Consider the following 16,045-nt stretch of genomic DNA (forward strand, 5'->3'; position numbering starts at 1 on the left):
ATGAGTAAATCTGAACGACTGTTTGAGCTGCTGACTTTGCTACGCTCAAAGCGTTATGCTGTCACTGCTGCTAACCTCGCCCAAACCATGGAAGTCAGTGAACGGACTATCTATCGAGATATTCAATCACTTGTGAATTCTGGGGTTCCCATTCAGGGCGAAGCAGGTGTCGGCTATATCTTACAGTCAGGGGCTCATTTACCACCATTGATGTTCTCAGAACGAGAAATGATGGCGCTGGAACTCGGAATGAGAATGGTTCGATCTTGGTCAGACAGTGATCTTGCAGATGCTTCCATCAGCGCTTCAAACAAAATCCTCTCCGTATTGCCAGACAAACTCAAACAGCAGGTTGAGAGCTTTCCGATACTGGTGCCTGACTTTTATACGCAGACCGAATCGGCTCGCCACGGGCAAATGCTCAGGCATGCCATTGATGTAAAGTGGAAGATAGACATTGATTACGTCGCAGAAAATGGGTCTAGAACGCAGCGTACTCTGCAACCTCTCGGACAAATGTTCTGGGGAAAAGTCTGGACGCTAGTCGCATGGTGCGAATTGAGGGGTGACTACCGTCACTTTAGGCTGGATCGAATTGAAAAACTAAGCATCCTAGACCAGCAGTTTGAGACCAATAAAACTAAGTCTTTAGAGCACTTTATTACGCTTTACGCACCAAAGGACTAACCAGTAAGCCTAAAAGTAACGGGGGGTATATTTACCGCCATCATACACCCGTTAAAGTCATTCACGACGTCAAAGTCGACATATTCCATTATATACGGCGGCCCATCATCTCTACTCATATCTCTGACGTGAAGGAAGACTGCCTGATGTGAGTTTCTCTTGAAAGAGGTTAAACCGTAGCCACGTTTGTCATCATACTTTACGATTATTCCCTGCATATTGGTGCCACATATCTGCCGCCTATGTTGACAATAGATACTCACTGCAGGGAATAATGGACCACACAGTAATTAAGCGCGTAGAATATGCTTCAGTTCAAGTAGTGATTCAACCGTGTAGTTTGGTTCAATCCCTTCCACTTCATCTTCTTGAGTTGTATTTAACCAGCAGGTCTCAATCCCAAAGTTAATTCCACCTAAGATGTCAGAATGAGGGTTATCTCCAACCATCAACACTTTACTCTTACAAGGGTTACCCATCTTTTCTAGTGCGTGAGAAAAGATCCCCACATCTGGCTTAGCAATACCGACTTCTTCAGAAATAATCACATGCTCAAAGTAATCTGTCATTCCTGTTCGTTCCAATCGAATCGCCTGAAGTTCGGTGAAGCCATTGGTAATGATCCCTAGCTTGGCTTTGCCTTGCAATGCCTCCATGAGCTCTTTCGCTCCGGGTAGCAAAGTACAAATGTCTGCCATTGCCTCAAGAAAGGCTGTGTTTAATTCTGAGGTCGTTGTCTCAAGCTTGTCAGCCCAGCCTTTAAATCGGGTGTGCTTTAATTCATGTGCAGTGATGGTGCCATTCTGGTAATCCACCCAAAGTGGTTTGTTCACCGTTTGGTAATGGTTGTAATCTTGTTGAGTAAATTCAATTCCTTTGCGAGAGAACATCAGCTGCATCCCTTTAAAAGCATCAAAATGGAACAAGGTTTCGTCAGCATCAAATAAGATCCAATCGTATTTCATTTTTCTCTCCTCAATTTTCGCCGCTAGTGTAGATTGTTTTCCTAAAGATGATAATCTACTAATCAAGAAACTGATTGTTTACTAATACTCAACCAATGCAAGCCTATACCTCTATTCCTATTTTTGTTACCGTCGTAGAGAGCGGCAGCTTCTCTATTGCTGCAGAGAAACTTCACATCACCAAATCCGCTGTCAGTAAGCGTATCAACCAACTGGAAGATGAGCTGGGTATTCGCCTGCTTAATCGTACCACTCGCAAATTAAGCCTTACCGAAGCCGGGCAACGCTACTACGATTACGTCGCTCAATCATTTAACCTTGCGCAACAAGGCATCGATGCGGTTACTGAACTTCAAGGAAAGCCAACAGGAAAACTAAAGATTACGGCACCAATGTCTTTCGGAGTCTTACATGTCGCCCCTTTAGTTGCAGAATTTCTAACTTTGTACCCAGACTTAGAAATCGACCTGCAATTGGAAGATCAAATGGTCGATTTGGTTCAAGACGGGTTTGATTTAGGCATTCGCATAGGTCATCTACCGCTTTCTAACCTGGTTGCGAAAAGGCTAGCGACTTGTCGTAGTGTTCTGTGCGCCTCTCAATCTTACTTAGACCAGCACGGAGAGCCAGAAAAACCCAGCGATCTGAGCCTTCATAATTGTCTACGTTACGCCTATTTTCGTGGCGGCAGCGAATGGACTTTCGAAAGCCCTACCGGACCAGTTAGTGTGGTGCCGAAAGGTAAACTGGTCGTAAACAACAGTGAAGCAATTCGCAGAGCTCTGCTGGAAGGCTTGGGGATTGGTCAATTGCCCACATTCATCGTGGCAAAAGATGTTGCTGCTGGTACGCTCAGACCCATTATGACGGCTTATAAACTCCCTTCTCACTCTGTGTATGCTGTTTTCCCAGAAAGAAAGCACCTACCACTAAAAGTCCGCGCGTTTGTGGATTTTATCGCTGAGAAATTTGGGTCAGATGTCCCCTATTGGGATTTGACTTCACCGGCACATAAACCTTGAACAATGAGTCACTCAAGGTGTGACTCTGTCCTCATATCGCTGTGAATTACTCGGCTCTAACTCGATTTCATGACCTAAAACAAAGGTGAGAACACCATACAGGCACACAATTGAACGACTCATTGTTCCGTTGTATCCGAGGTCTTTATGAAACGATTTTTTCCTTCCAGTGTGATGCTCACCCCATTCGTGGTAAAACATTATTCTCAGCCAGAACAAGACGATACAGATATTGAACCCAGTGATGACTTTGACGAAAGCAGCCAATCGGAAGAGAAAGAATGAGACCCACTTCCGGTCCAAGTCGCCTATTTTCATCTAACCTATTGGCGTCAGTTCGATAAGGAAACAAATAATGAAAAAAATTGCAGTTATCCTCAGCGGCTCAGGCGTATTTGATGGCGCTGAAATTCATGAATCCGTGCTTGCGCTACATGCCATCGAAAAACAAGGAGCAAGCTGGCATTGCTTCGCGCCAGATATAGACCAACTTCATGTGATAAACCATATTACTGGGGAAGAAATGGCGGAGACACGCAATGTCTTGACTGAAGCTGCTCGTATCGCACGGGGCAACATTGAAGATGTGGCGAAACTCAATGCTGAAGAATTTGACGCACTCCTTCTACCTGGTGGGTTCGGTGCGGCAAAAAACCTGACTGATTTTGCAGTCAATGGAGCGGAGTGCAGCATCAATACTCACGTAGCTTCTGCTTGTCGAGCTTTCGCCCAAGCCAGAAAGCCAGCTGGCTATTTGTGCATAGCACCAGCTATCATTCCGATGATTTACGCCAATGGCGTCAAAGGTACCATCGGCAATGATGAAGCCACGGCTTCTGCATTCAATGCATTGGGAGGCGAACATATCACTTGCGAGGTGGGCGACGTCGTCTTCGATGAAGATCACAAAGTGCTTTCAACACCTGCATATATGTTAGCGGGCAATATTTCTCAGGCAGCCAGTGGCATTGAAAAACTAGTAAGTAAACTGGTAGACATTGCTTAATTTCTCCATTCAACGCTACAGCCCTCTGCTCAATCAGAGGGCTTTTTTTCATTTTTCATACAAAGCCATCGCTGAACAAGAATAAAACAATCACGGTTCCTGTTGAATAAACGATTGCAGTAACCCACTAATATTTAACATTTTTATCATTATCAGGGTACTCATCTGACCAAGCTCACAAATCCAAAGCATACCGACCACTTTTGGGTAGGCAAATTGTTTGAGATCAAAATGGCTACGACCTTGGATATGCCAATCTATCTACAGTTTTTATTCTAAATATATTCGGAGCAAGTCGATGACAAGTGCATTTTTTATCCCTACTGTAAACTTAATGGGTGCTGGCTGTTTAAAGGATGCAGCAGACAGCGTGCAGTCTCAGGGCTTCAAAAAAGGTCTGATCGTTACAGATAAGATTCTTAACCAAATCGGTGTCGTGAAACAAGTCCAGGATCTACTGACAGATCGTGACGTCGAAACGGTGGTGTTTGACGGTACTCAGCCTAACCCTACAATCAGCAACGTAAACGACGGTCTGGCTTTACTGACAGATAATGACTGTGATTTCGTTATCTCACTTGGTGGTGGTTCACCGCATGACTGTGCGAAAGGTATTGCGCTTGTCGCTTCAAACGGTGGCAAGATTGGCGATTACGAAGGGGTCGATCAGTCTGCAAGACCCATGCTGCCACTCATTGCCATTAACACTACAGCTGGTACCGCGTCTGAAATGACTCGCTTCTGCATCATTACTGATGAAGAACGTCACATTAAGATGGCTATTGTGGACAAGCACACGACGCCACTGATTTCTGTCAATGATCCAGAGCTGATGCTGGCAAAACCTGCCTCATTGACCGCTGCAACAGGTATGGATGCTCTAACCCACGCTATTGAAGCGTATGTTTCTATCGCTGCAACACCAATCACTGACGCCGTCGCCATCAAAGCTATTGAGCTTATTCAGGCTCATCTGCGCACAGCTGTTGAAAATGGTGAAGATATCGAAGCTCGCGAACAAATGGCTTACGCGCAATTTATGGCAGGTATGGCGTTTAATAACGCGTCACTAGGCTACGTCCACGCGATGGCTCACCAGCTAGGGGGCTTTTACGATCTGCCACACGGTGTATGTAATGCGATTCTTCTACCACATGTACAGCGCTACAACGCGCAAGTGTGTCCTGAACGCTTACGTGATGTTGCTAAAGCAATGGGTGTTGACGTTGAGGGCATGACGGCAGAACAAGGCGCTGAAGCAGCAATCGATGCGATCGTAGCGCTTGCGAAAGATGTGGGCATTCCAGCAGGTATCAAGGAACTGGGTGCGAAATCTGAAGACATCCCAACACTTGCAGATAACGCGCTAAAAGACGCGTGTGGCTTTACTAACCCGAAACAGGCGACCCACGAAGAAATCTCTTCAATCTTCGAAGCCGCCATGTAATACCATTTTCTTTTTCCTAACTCAAGCCTCTCTCGGGAGGCTTTTTTATTCAGCGAAAAGTTTAATATGCGCGGGTTAAAAGACCCAGTATTGAGGCGTCAGTTTCACCAAAATACAAGGTCACCGACTTGGTCTCGCCTTGTGCAAAGCTGCCATCTTGGTCAATTTTTGAAGGAGAAACATAGTGGTCATTGCCGAAATAAGCCTTAATTTGATTGGGTTTTAGAGTGATACCACCACCAGAGTTATTGGTCACCATCGCTTGTACCATGCGCTTGCCACCCTGACTGTTATAGATGTCGTAAGATTCTAAGCTGAAGTAGCTATGGGAAGGCTTGTCTCGGTTGTGCTTTGGCTCAGGTACATACGCAGAACCATTAACGGTTCGCACGTAATGCATTGTATCTTGTGACTTTTCAATGCTATTTTTAATATCTCCAAGCTCCCATTTATCTTCACTGTCTACAGCCTGTGCAGACGTCGCACCAACTGAAACCAACAACATCAGTAAATAGCGGGCAAACATTGCGTATCCTATATCGTTTCAAATTATAAAGGAGACAAGTCTAAAAAAACGCTCAGTTTCATTTGTCAGTCAGGCGTTAATTTAATTACATTGCAAAGTAAGGTTCTCATGAAGTCGTGCCTCAGGTTCGATGTATCACCCAAAACCTTAGACTTTAATTCACTTTGTGGTCTGGAGGCGCTGCTCTAACAGCGTAGCTGACAGATAATCACAAAAGATTGGTTATAAAATACCAATGCATCATTTTATGTCTACACTTCCTAAACTAACGGAGGTGGTTATGAAGATACAGTTAACGATTATTCTCGCAATCGTGAGCGTATTTGCTACAGCGGGCGAAAATAAAATTTACAATGTAAATGGTAATGATTATGAAGGTTACTGGGCGAAAGTCAGTGATGATGCACCATTAGTCTTACTCGTTCACGACTGGGACGGTTTAACCGACTATGAGATGAAGCGAGCTAAGATGCTCAATGATTTAGGCTACAACGTTTTTGCTGCAGACTTATTTGGTAAAGGCATTAGGCCAACTGAAGTAAAGGATAAAAAGCAGCACACAGGTGAACTGTATAAAGATAGAGACAAACTAAGAGCCTTGATGCAAAGTAGTTTAGATTACGCCGCCACTCTTGGTGGCAATGCCAATAATACTGTTGTTATGGGTTATTGCTTTGGTGGCGCTGCCGTATTGGAATCTGCAAGAGCTGGGATGAATGCCAAAGGTTTTGTCACTTTTCATGGCGGGCTAAAGACACCTCAAGGTCAATCTTACCAAGAGACAAAAGCTCCGATACTGGTTTTGCATGGTACTGCTGACAGTGCGATCCCAATGGAACAGTTCGCAGCATTAGCAAGCGAGTTAGAAGCCCAGAACGTAGCCCATGAGATGATTACCTACAGCGGTGCTCCTCATGCCTTTACTGTATTTGGCAGTAAACGTTATCGAAAAGAAGCAGATGAAAAATCTTGGCTGCGCTTTACGGAGTTTCTTGCCTCTTCAACCAACTAGTCTCGATTAGACCAGAGCCTCAACACCTCGAATCCATCTGGGTAGATTCGCATTGAACCAATCTAGATACTTTTGCAGTTGGGGCTTTTGGCGTTCATATAGCAGATTAGTGACTTCGACCACTATCCACGCTTTAGCAATGATCACATGTCGGAACAATTCCTCTCTTGGCATCGCTTTATGTACGTTCATGTAGCTATCTACAATGCGCAGCATGGCTTCTTCATCCCCGAGCCCTTTGATTAAAGGAACGAGATCTATCGCTGGGCTACCCTTGCTGAAGCGTTCCCAGTCAAACAATACCAGTTCCCCATTTTCTCTGCGCCCCCAGTTACCATCGTTGGTGTCACCAGACAAGAGCGTTGGGTAATCAAAAATGATATGACTTTGGGACTGCAACTTTTTAAGCACGTTCTGTTCTTGAGAGCTGAGAGATAGGAGTTGAAACGCTGTACGCAGAGCATGATCACTCCAGCGATGCTGTTTAAGCGTCCAGTCCGAACTAATTGGAGTTTGGTGTATAGCCGCGATCTGACTAAATACTTGGCTTGAATGAGTTAGCTCCTCGAGTGTTACCGAATGAGGGATATACTCTATAACGATGGAATCAGCGTCAGCTTGGATAAGACGAGGTGACAGCACTCCCCGTTCACTCAAGGTTTTAGCAGCGGTGAGATAGAAAGCTCGCTCTACCTCATTTGCACCCTGCTTGTGAATACACCTCTGCCCTTGCCTTTCTATCAAACGTACTTTTGCGCTGCCCATTTGTGACAATTCATTGTCTTTATCCATACCTTAAGACGCCTAGCTCGCTGTTAACCCGTGTTCATACCCTACCTAAGTTTGATTAGTGAGCAAACCAAAATGCCCTATAACTTGGTTATAGGGCATATAAGTTTGCGGTTATGGGGCTGAGTCAATCTCGACCGGCAGGTAATGTTTTGGCTCTAGTTTAAGCCATTCCGGCAGCACGGTACCGATGGAGATAGAGGACCAAGTTCCCGACAATATGCCAATAAACATTGCGATCGCAAACCCTTCAAGTGCATTGCCACCCATAATCCACAAAGCAGACACGGTAAGCAAGGTTGTGCCGGAAGTCACCATGGTTCGAGAAAACGTCGCGATAACGGCTTGATCGTTAATGTCGTCCGTTGGCGTAGACTGTTTCGCCACCAGTAACTCACGAATTCGGTCTGCAATAATAATAGAATCATTGAGAGAATAACCCAGTATCGCCAGAATCGCGGCAAACACGGTCAAATTGAATTCCATTTGTGTCGCAGCAAAAAGCCTAGTACCAGCACTACATCATGAATCAGCGCAAGCAATGAACCGCTTGCCAATCTCCATTCAAAGCGGAAACACAAATAACCCAGAATACACATCATCGATATCAGCAGAGCCAGACCACCTTGGTCTACCAAGTCTTGTCCGACTTGCGAACCCACCATACTGTTGCTGACGACATCAACCTGATGAGAGATGGCAGACAGTACAGATGTAATGTCTGGCATCGCCGCCTCCTCTTCTGGAACTGGATAGCGTATGATCCAGCGACCATCCTGATCCGAATGGGTTACCGCAGTGAACTCACCCAGTGCCGGCTGAAGTACTTCAAGTAAATCGTTGTTGTTCAGATTCTTATCGACCTGAACTTCGGTCACCATCCCGCCGGTAAAGTCCAACCCCATATTTAGGCCTTTGAAAGCAAAGATACCTAGAGAAATGACCATTAATGCAACCGAAACAAAGCTAGTAATGTAACGGATACGACGGATATTTTGTTTTAGATATTCAACCATAATTAAACCCTTACATCACGACGGCTATCGCGTCCCCAAACCAAATTGATAATTGCACGAGAGGCAAACACTCCACTGAACATACTGGTTAACAATCCTAGCCCTAGGGTTAAAGCAAAACCTTGAATTGGACCATTACCGATGGAGTACAGAACGACCGCAGTGATCATGGTAGTGATATTGGCATCAAGAATAGTACTCAGTGCACTCCCAAAGCCTAAATCGATGGATTGAGCAAAGGTTCGCCCCTCCGCTAATTTATCTTTAATCCGCTCGAAAATAAGAACGTTAGTATCCACCGCCATACCCACGGTTAATACCAAACCAGCGATACCCGGTAGGGTTAAAACCGCGCCCGGCAATAAAGCAATCAAACCCAATAGGCTGACCATATTGACGACAAGTGCCACATTCACCACCCAGCCCAAACGTCGGTACCATAGCGCCATAAAGGTCAGCGTCATCGCCATACCCAAAGCTAACGCTGCAAAACCATTTTCAATGTTTTCTGCACCAAGTGATGCACCAATGGTGCGCTCTTCAACTATCGTAACTGGCGCCGTTAATGAACCTGCACGAAGAAGCAATGCTAAGTTCTGTGCTTCATCCAGAGAGCCTGCCCCTGTGATTCGGAATTGACTACCCAACTGAGATTGGATGGTTGCGACACTGATGACCTTCTCGCTACGTTCTGTGTCACCATTAGCATTGGTGGTGTACTCACGGTATACGGTCGCCATTGGCTTACCAATATGCTTACCGGAGAAGTCACTCATGGTTTTACCACCCGAGTGATCCAGTGAAATATTCACTTCCGAGAAGCCCATGTTGTCCACGCCTGCGCGAGCATTAACGATGTGTTCACCCGTTAACACAGGACGTTTTGACAGCACAACATCACGGCCATCATTGTCCTTGAGCACAATATCGCCATAGGAAATGCCTTGTGATGGCGATTTCGCTTCATGGAAAGCTAATGTCGCTGTGGCGCCAATGACGTTCTTCGCCTGAGAAGGGTCTTGCACACCTGGTAATTCTATACGGATACTGTGCTCACCCTGACGCTGTACCAAAGCTTCGGTGATCCCAAGCTCTTCAATACGATCACGCATGATTTTCAGGTTTTGCTTGATAGTAACGGTTTGGAAGTCAGACTTGTTTTGTACCGTTGGCTTGACCGCTAGGTAGCCTGAATGGCGTTTAATGTCCCAACCCGGATAGTTCTGACGAATATAGTTCGCCGACTTAGTTAACGCGTCACCTGAATTACTTTTTAGGTCGAACCCATCCACGCCGACTTGAGCAAACTTAACGCCTCTAATGTGCTCTTGACGCAGCATGTCACGCATTTCATCAACGATGGTATTGCGCTGCTCTTCGAATGCTTTATCTACATCAACATTCAGTAAGAACTGCACCCCACCACGTAGATCCAAACCCAACTTAATTGGACTGAAACCCATATCACTTAACCATTTAGGGGCTACAGATACGTAGGAGAAAGTTATCGCGTCTTGTTTGCCTAGTAAGCCATTCAATGCTTCACGAGCATGGGTTTGATCGGTTTCGTTATCGAAAACCAATGTGGTTGAGTTCTCTTGCTGAGTAATCTCTTTAGCATGAATGTTTCGTTGTTCCAAGTAGCGGTTCAGTTCGACTGGGTTGTCGATGACACCACCCCTTTGTGACGTTGTCACCTGTATCGAGGGCTGCTCGCCATACCACGTAGGGATCGCACTGAGCGCCAGTACAATCACCGTCACGATCAGTACCGCGTATTTCCAAGCCGAGTAGCGGTTCATCACTCTCGCATGTTTTGTTTTTGGCGTATTTTTCTTCATATTTTTATCTTTACATGCAGTACCCATTCAAAGTCTTAACTGAAATAGGTACAAAGTTATCTGACTCTTGGATTTGGTCAGTCGTAATACAATGGATTAGATCTGTAAAAAGGTAACGACTCTGTACTAATGCGTAGGATGACAACACAGCAGAGGTGATAATTAAGGTGCCAAGGGGCTTCAAGCTAGCTGATAAAACTAACTACACCTGTATTACAGATTGGATAGAAGGCGTTAGATGAATTGAGCGTTCAGGGCCACATACAGCGCGTTGGATTCTTTCCAACCTGAGATGCGATGATTTGACGTAAACGAGTTTTCGACCCAGCTGCCATTGTCAAACAGTGAGTAGGTATAAAGGCTATTGAGTGGCAGAGATGCCTGACTGGAATAATGACCATCACTGGTTCCTGGCGCTTCTCCCTCCTCTGAATGAAGAGCAGATAAGCTCCAGCGATTGAAATGAACAATGGCCAACACATCGGTGTCAATTTCAGATTGTGATACCGGATTTTGCGATGTTTCTTCTTGTTGAGACTCTTCGAACAGAGTCTGATAATCCGCTTGGGATTGAGGTACCGCATCCGTCGTAGGACGAGCTAAACGCGCGCTAGCTTCATTTTCAGCTTGCGTAAAATACGCCATTGCTTGCGTTGGTAATACCATCGTAAGCAAAGTAAGCCAGAAAAATTTTATCAAACGTTGAGCCATTCACGACACCAATACTAGAAGACATCTGGATGGTAAGTCCAAGTCTATTTATAAACAACTAAAATGTTCTAAAACCTAATATTGCATATTTAATCGCAGTGCGAAAATCAGTAAAACACCTGAGTTAGCACTGCTAGCGGTAAAATATTTCTCCGGTTTGCGCATCCAGATAGATCTTGTTTGCCTGCTTGAGTCCCCCGCAGTATACGAAGTAAACCTCTCTCTTTTCAAACGTCAAAGAGCGCACCCAACCACTAGTTTCCTCAAAGTCTTCCGGCTCACACGTTTTTTCTTTGAGCAGTTGATCGGTCTTTTTAACAAACATCTCAAAATGTTGTTTGAAATCGTCAGACTTTTCTATGTAACTGCTGACAGTCTCAACTCGTTCCTCTTTGGTGATCGTTGGTGCAACCTCTAGTAGCGCTTCCATTGGCACCCATTCAGCCACCTCTTCCCCACCCTCTTCATAAACATAGTAAGGAGAAATTCGCCCCCACCCGTCTTTTTTTTTTCAAGAATATGCAGCTTGTCTCCTCGGTAAGCCACGCTTTCAACAAATGCTTCATAACTCGGAAATTCTCTAATTCCGAGTTTAGGTGGACTAACGTAAAAGTCTGTTACTTCGGGTTTCGGTGGTGGTGGCGTCGCTTCTTTTATCGGCGCAGGCGGTGGTGGTTTATTTTCTTCCAGCAGCGCAGCAGCGGCAGCAGCGTCTTGCTGTGGCTTAAGGTAGAAGATGTAGTAACCACCACCTGCACACGCAATGCCAAGCAGCAGCAGAACGACCATAAGTATCTTTTTCATATTGAGTTAATGTCTTATCTATACTTAAACCATCTTTCATCAACAATATAGCTAATATGAAATGGCGCGGGCTATATATCACTGTAACGGCATTTATGCTGCTCACTTTACCAATTAAAGCTGTCAGTGAGCATTGTCGCGAAGATTCGTGGAATCAAGCCCTCAAATTTCAAAAGCAAGCGGAGTCTTGGTACAACGAAAAGGCCAGTAAATTCAATGATTTTCTAGCTTTTCATAAACAACAAGAATTCCTGTATCAAGAATTTAGTACAGCAGAGATGTCAGCGTTGTGGAACTCACAAAGCGATCTATACCAGAGGAAGATCCTTAACCAATCGCAATCTGCAACTAGGGTCGTAGCAAACCTTAACAAAGAGATCGATGAAATTCGCCAACAGTCTTCGATTATCGATAGAGCAAACAATAACTGGAAAAATCTATCCACGCACTGTACCCAAGTGGCTCTCAATATAAACAGCTCTTCCAGCGAGTATTACATCAATACGAATCTCGCTTTAAAACAAGAGACCGAGCGCCTTGTCAGTAAACTCAATGTTATGATTGGCATCTATCAGCAAGAAATTCAGGCTATAGAAGCCCTCAAACCATAACTAGACTTTGCCCATAACAAGCAGCTAGAGGTAACGCTATCATCGCTTCTTGCACCATACCTTGAACAAGCTGGAGTCACTGAGCTAGCACAAAAAAGCAGCGATTTTATCAGTATTGCGCACTTGCAATTAGCAACAATGGAATAGGTTAGCGTTAACAACAGGGGATAGGGACAACGCATGAAAAAATAGCCTGAAGCAAGAAAGAGGAAGGGATTGCTTCAGGCCTCTTGGAATCAATTGCTCAGTTGGTCGCACTTTGCGGCGCAGATGAAATCATTTCGATGAAGACCTTTGATAGAGTGGCTCCACCAAGTGACCGTCACTTTACCCCACTCCAAAAGGATTGAAGGATGGTGAAACTCATCCTCCGCCAGTTGTGCAATTTGGTCTGCAAAAGCCCATGCCAACTTAAAGTTCTTAAACTTATACGCTTTTTCAAGTTGGGGAATTCCGTCACGTTCTATCAACTGCCACTCATTGAGCTCAGTAAGCAATAATCTTTGTTCTTCTTTAGTCAATGCAATCGCGTCACTGCTGCACGCTTCACATCGTAATTCATTAAGCATGTGTGATTTCCTTAGGTTCAAATAACGGCGGTAGCAGACCCGCTTTCATCGCCTGATGTACATATGACATCAAGTCCTTTTTACTCAGGTCGTACAACTGTTTGATGTCTTCGAGAAGAAAGTACGCTGGCTGCATAATATCGATACGATATGGTGTTCTCAGCACCGTATGGATATCAAAGCCTTCTCGCAACGGACGTTCATCATCCAAAGCATAGAGTGTCTCTCCTGGAGAAGATAAAATTCCGCCTCCATAAATTTTGCACTCTTGCTCTTCTTTCACCAAGCCAAACTCGACGGTAAACCAGTACAGTCTAGCGAGGTAAACCCTTTCCTTACTCGTAGCCTCTTTACCAAGTTGGCCATAAATATGAGTAAACTCAGCAAACTCAGGATTAGTTAGCATTGCACAATGACCAAAAATCTCATGGAAGAAGTCTGGTTCCTGCAAATAATCAAACTCTTCACGAGAGCGTAGAAAAGTCGCGACTGGAAATTTTTTATCCGCCAACAGAGCAAAGAAACGGTCGAAATTTATCAATGCGGGAACAGGCTCAACTTGCCATCCTGTTTCCTTTTTTAAAACCTGATTAATTTCAGGCAACTGCGGAACCCGGTCGATCGGTAAATCAAGCAGTTCCAAACCGCGTAAATATTCCTTACAAGCACGTTGATTCACTAAGTCCAACTGACGGGAAACCAAATCGTGCCAAATCTGATCTTCCTCGCGACTCCAGTCGACAAATCCTTGTTTATTAATAGGTTTAGATACGTACTGAGTCATCACCTTTCCTTTTAACAACTCCTTTACATTTAAGCCTATCGCCTCATGAAATCGGTGACAATTCACCAGGGTACTTCCCGCCCAAATGGATGTAACATAAATTTTACATTTTACTTTTTTTTGCTTATTTTTCAGCAATATGTTTCTTGGCTGATTGTTTGACATTGACTGTTTTTGCAACAAAACTTAGCCATAGTTAGGGAAAATGTCTAAGACGAGGAAGTGATGTCCACTCAAGAGTCAGTTGAGCTGGTCCCCCTATGGGAACCTAGCGGAGAAAGAACCTCCGCATCCAATTTGAATAAGTTTATCCAGCATATCAACATGCAGGGCGAAGCCATCGGAAACTACCACGACCTGCACCAGTGGTCTGTTGATAACAAAAAGCATTTTTGGCTTTCGATATGGCAATTTTGCGATGTGATTGGTTACAAAGGTGACTGCATTCATGGTGAGGGCATTGCACGTTGGGGCAAATTTTCACCGAGCCGTGACACTATATGGTTTCCTCAATCGCAGTTAAACTATGCTGAAAATCTGCTCTCTTATGCCTTTCAGGATCCTGAAGGTGTGGCTATCTGGTTTAAAAACGAGAGAGGACAAAGCCGCAAGTTGACTTGGCAACAACTGTGTGACCAAGTCTCCATCCTACAACAGTGGTTAAAACAAAACGGAGTTGAAAAAGGTGATGTCGTTGCAGGTTATCTTCCCCACATGCCTGAAACCGTCGTCGCTATGCTGGCTACAACCAGCCTAGGTGCGATATGGACATCCACCTCACCAGACTTTGGCGTAGAAAGCGTCAAAGAACGTTTTGGTCAAGTACAGCCTAAGATTTTGTTTTGCTGCAATGGCTACAGTTTCAACGGCAAAACGTTCAAAATGGATGAAAAAAACAACCAGATTGTTAGCGCTATATCTAGCATCCAAAACGTCTGTCACATTGATTATTTACAAATTGGACAAGAGAGTTCGTTCGGCAATGAACAATGTTCAGACTGGGAATCCATTCTCGCCAGTTACATCCCTCGCGGGCTGAGATATCAGCGGGTCGGATTCAATGATCCTCTGTTCGTTCTCTACTCTTCAGGAACAACAGGCAAGCCAAAATGCATTGTGCATTCGGTGGGTGGTACCATACTTAATCACTTAAAGGAGCATCAGCTTCACTGTGATGTCCAACCTCGTGATCGGGTATTTTATTATACTACCTGTGGCTGGATGATGTGGAACTGGCATGTCTCAGCACTCGCTAGCGGAGCAACCTTAGTCATTTTTGATGGTAGCCCAATGTATCCGATGCCAAGCGTGTTATGGGAGTTGGCTGAAGAGGCAGACGTCAGCTTGTTTGGTACGTCGGCCAAATACTTGGAAGCACTGCAAAAAGCAGAGTTCAACCCAAGTCATTACTATCGCCTTGATAGCTTAAAAACGCTCTGTTCAACGGGTTCCGTGTTGTACCCGCAACAATTTGACTACGTCTACAGCCGAATCAAAGCCGATATTCATCTTGCTTCTATTTCTGGTGGAACAGACATCTGTGGATGCTTTGTGATAGGGAACCCTATCTCTCCTGTCTATCGTGGGGAGTGTCAGGCACCAGGACTAGGGCTAGATGTTCGTGTATTCAACGAAAAAGGCCAACCGGTGGTGGATCAGCGTGGTGAGCTTGTGTGCCTCAATAGCTTCCCCAATCAACCTGTCGGCTTTTGGCATGACAATGGTGAACGCTATCACAATGCCTATTGGGGGAAATATGAGAACACTTGGCATCATGGAGATGATGTCGAGATGACGAGCACTAGCGGTGTCATTTTTTACGGAAGGAGTGATGCAACACTCAACCCTGGAGGTGTAAGAATCGGAACTGCAGAGATTTATCAACAAGTAAATCAACTCTCTGAGGTTGAAGATTCTATTGCCGTTGGTCGGCTGCTCAATGGCGATGAAAAAGTGGTACTGTTTGTCCAACTCGCGCGCGATGTAACACTCAGTGAAGAATTAATGGCAACCATCAAGCAACAGCTGAAAACTCAGTGCTCTCCGCGTCATGTTCCCGCAGAAATTTACCCCATCAGCGAGGTACCAAAAACAAAATCTGGTAAGCTCGTTGAGTTAGCGGTGAAACAAGTATTGCATGGCAAAACAGTGCAAAACAAAGGCGCTATAGCCAACCCTCAGGTTCTTGACGAAATCGCTCAGTATGCCACTCAAGCCGTTTCCTAAAGCAAAAAGCCCGAACCATTAAGTTCGGG

15 protein-coding genes and 2 pseudogenes are annotated in these 16,045 nt (G+C 44.9%); 8 read left to right on the top strand and 9 right to left on the bottom strand.

All coding sequences use genetic code 11. The features are described from left to right. Positions 1-687, top strand: a complete 687-nt coding sequence (locus KW548_17395; GenBank protein ID QXX08897.1) for a YafY family transcriptional regulator — start codon at positions 1-3, stop codon at positions 685-687. Between the two features lie 290 nt (positions 688-977). On the opposite strand, the gene yjjG is transcribed toward KW548_17395, so the two are convergent. After that, on the bottom strand, positions 978-1,652 hold the full coding sequence (yjjG, locus tag KW548_17400) for a pyrimidine 5'-nucleotidase (protein QXX08898.1): 675 nt from the start codon (positions 1,650-1,652) through the stop codon (positions 978-980). A gap of 95 nt (positions 1,653-1,747) precedes the next feature. On the opposite strand from yjjG, the gene KW548_17405 reads away from it, so the two are divergent. From KW548_17405 to yiaY, 4 genes are all read left to right on the top strand, one after another. Then, positions 1,748-2,674: a LysR family transcriptional regulator gene (locus KW548_17405; GenBank protein QXX09447.1), complete on the top strand. Its 927-nt coding sequence runs from the start codon at positions 1,748-1,750 to the stop codon at positions 2,672-2,674. Between the two features lie 147 nt (positions 2,675-2,821). Beyond that, positions 2,822-2,959, top strand: coding sequence for a hypothetical protein (locus tag KW548_17410; protein QXX08899.1), 138 nt, complete (start codon positions 2,822-2,824; stop codon positions 2,957-2,959). Positions 2,960-3,029: 70 nt separating this feature from the next. Beyond that, a complete protein-coding gene (elbB, locus tag KW548_17415) occupies positions 3,030-3,680 on the top strand; it encodes an isoprenoid biosynthesis glyoxalase ElbB (protein QXX08900.1) in 651 nt (216 codons plus the stop codon). A gap of 298 nt (positions 3,681-3,978) precedes the next feature. Then, on the top strand, positions 3,979-5,127 hold the full coding sequence (gene yiaY, locus KW548_17420; GenBank protein ID QXX08901.1) for an L-threonine dehydrogenase: 1,149 nt from the start codon (positions 3,979-3,981) through the stop codon (positions 5,125-5,127). A 61-nt stretch (positions 5,128-5,188) separates the two neighbouring features. On the opposite strand, the gene KW548_17425 is transcribed toward yiaY, so the two are convergent. Continuing rightward, a complete protein-coding gene (locus KW548_17425) occupies positions 5,189-5,653 on the bottom strand; it encodes a hypothetical protein (protein ID QXX08902.1) in 465 nt (154 codons plus the stop codon). A gap of 280 nt (positions 5,654-5,933) precedes the next feature. On the opposite strand from KW548_17425, the gene KW548_17430 reads away from it, so the two are divergent. After that, entirely contained in the window at positions 5,934-6,665 is a 732-nt protein-coding gene (locus KW548_17430; protein QXX08903.1) for a dienelactone hydrolase family protein, read from the top strand. Positions 6,666-6,671: 6 nt separating this feature from the next. Here the strand turns inward: KW548_17430 and KW548_17435 are convergent, their stop codons facing one another. The 5 genes and pseudogenes from KW548_17435 to KW548_17455 form a co-directional block, all read right to left on the bottom strand. Continuing rightward, on the bottom strand, positions 6,672-7,457 hold the full coding sequence (locus tag KW548_17435) for a hypothetical protein (GenBank protein QXX08904.1): 786 nt from the start codon (positions 7,455-7,457) through the stop codon (positions 6,672-6,674). 111 nt (positions 7,458-7,568) lie between these two features. Continuing rightward, positions 7,569-8,470: pseudogene (gene secF, locus KW548_17440) on the bottom strand (protein translocase subunit SecF). Between the two features lie 2 nt (positions 8,471-8,472). Beyond that, entirely contained in the window at positions 8,473-10,311 is a 1,839-nt protein-coding gene (gene secD, locus KW548_17445) for a protein translocase subunit SecD (GenBank protein QXX08905.1), read from the bottom strand. A gap of 234 nt (positions 10,312-10,545) precedes the next feature. Continuing rightward, positions 10,546-11,022, bottom strand: a complete 477-nt coding sequence (locus KW548_17450) for a hypothetical protein (protein QXX08906.1) — start codon at positions 11,020-11,022, stop codon at positions 10,546-10,548. A 133-nt stretch (positions 11,023-11,155) separates the two neighbouring features. After that, positions 11,156-11,826, bottom strand: a pseudogene (locus KW548_17455) (hypothetical protein). A 56-nt stretch (positions 11,827-11,882) separates the two neighbouring features. On the opposite strand from KW548_17455, the gene KW548_17460 reads away from it, so the two are divergent. Beyond that, complete coding sequence (locus KW548_17460) at positions 11,883-12,437, top strand: hypothetical protein (GenBank protein QXX08907.1); 555 nt, start codon at positions 11,883-11,885, stop codon at positions 12,435-12,437. Between the two features lie 236 nt (positions 12,438-12,673). Here the strand turns inward: KW548_17460 and KW548_17465 are convergent, their stop codons facing one another. Both KW548_17465 and phhA read right to left on the bottom strand, forming a co-directional pair. Then, positions 12,674-13,006, bottom strand: coding sequence for a 4a-hydroxytetrahydrobiopterin dehydratase (locus tag KW548_17465; GenBank protein ID QXX08908.1), 333 nt, complete (start codon positions 13,004-13,006; stop codon positions 12,674-12,676). Then, positions 12,999-13,790: a phenylalanine 4-monooxygenase gene (gene phhA / locus KW548_17470; protein ID QXX08909.1), complete on the bottom strand. Its 792-nt coding sequence runs from the start codon at positions 13,788-13,790 to the stop codon at positions 12,999-13,001. Before phhA ends, KW548_17465 begins: the two co-directional genes overlap by 8 nt. A gap of 225 nt (positions 13,791-14,015) precedes the next feature. On the opposite strand from phhA, the gene KW548_17475 reads away from it, so the two are divergent. Continuing rightward, positions 14,016-16,016: an acetoacetate--CoA ligase gene (locus tag KW548_17475; GenBank protein QXX08910.1), complete on the top strand. Its 2,001-nt coding sequence runs from the start codon at positions 14,016-14,018 to the stop codon at positions 16,014-16,016. The last annotated feature ends 29 nt before the right edge of the window (positions 16,017-16,045 follow it).

The sequence above is a fragment of the Vibrio neptunius genome (genome assembly GCA_019339365.1).
GTDB classification, from domain to species: domain Bacteria; phylum Pseudomonadota; class Gammaproteobacteria; order Enterobacterales; family Vibrionaceae; genus Vibrio; species Vibrio neptunius.

Excerpts from the sequence above, each read along its gene's own strand:
- KW548_17435 (QXX08904.1), bottom strand. The coding sequence starts at position 7,457 with ATGGATAAAGACAATGAATTGTCACAAATGGGCAGCGCAAAAGTACGT.
- yiaY (QXX08901.1), top strand. The coding sequence starts at position 3,979 with ATGACAAGTGCATTTTTTATCCCTACTGTAAACTTAATGGGTGCTGGC.
- secD (QXX08905.1), bottom strand. The coding sequence starts at position 10,311 with ATGAAGAAAAATACGCCAAAAACAAAACATGCGAGAGTGATGAACCGC.
- phhA (QXX08909.1), bottom strand. The coding sequence starts at position 13,790 with ATGACTCAGTACGTATCTAAACCTATTAATAAACAAGGATTTGTCGAC.
- yjjG (QXX08898.1), bottom strand. The coding sequence starts at position 1,652 with ATGAAATACGATTGGATCTTATTTGATGCTGACGAAACCTTGTTCCAT.
- KW548_17430 (QXX08903.1), top strand. The coding sequence starts at position 5,934 with ATGAAGATACAGTTAACGATTATTCTCGCAATCGTGAGCGTATTTGCT.
- KW548_17395 (QXX08897.1), top strand. The coding sequence starts at position 1 with ATGAGTAAATCTGAACGACTGTTTGAGCTGCTGACTTTGCTACGCTCA.
- KW548_17460 (QXX08907.1), top strand. The coding sequence starts at position 11,883 with ATGAAATGGCGCGGGCTATATATCACTGTAACGGCATTTATGCTGCTC.
- KW548_17425 (QXX08902.1), bottom strand. The coding sequence starts at position 5,653 with ATGTTTGCCCGCTATTTACTGATGTTGTTGGTTTCAGTTGGTGCGACG.
- KW548_17475 (QXX08910.1), top strand. The coding sequence starts at position 14,016 with ATGTCCACTCAAGAGTCAGTTGAGCTGGTCCCCCTATGGGAACCTAGC.
- KW548_17450 (QXX08906.1), bottom strand. The coding sequence starts at position 11,022 with ATGGCTCAACGTTTGATAAAATTTTTCTGGCTTACTTTGCTTACGATG.
- KW548_17465 (QXX08908.1), bottom strand. The coding sequence starts at position 13,006 with ATGCTTAATGAATTACGATGTGAAGCGTGCAGCAGTGACGCGATTGCA.
- KW548_17405 (QXX09447.1), top strand. The coding sequence starts at position 1,748 with ATGCAAGCCTATACCTCTATTCCTATTTTTGTTACCGTCGTAGAGAGC.
- KW548_17410 (QXX08899.1), top strand. The coding sequence starts at position 2,822 with ATGAAACGATTTTTTCCTTCCAGTGTGATGCTCACCCCATTCGTGGTA.
- elbB (QXX08900.1), top strand. The coding sequence starts at position 3,030 with ATGAAAAAAATTGCAGTTATCCTCAGCGGCTCAGGCGTATTTGATGGC.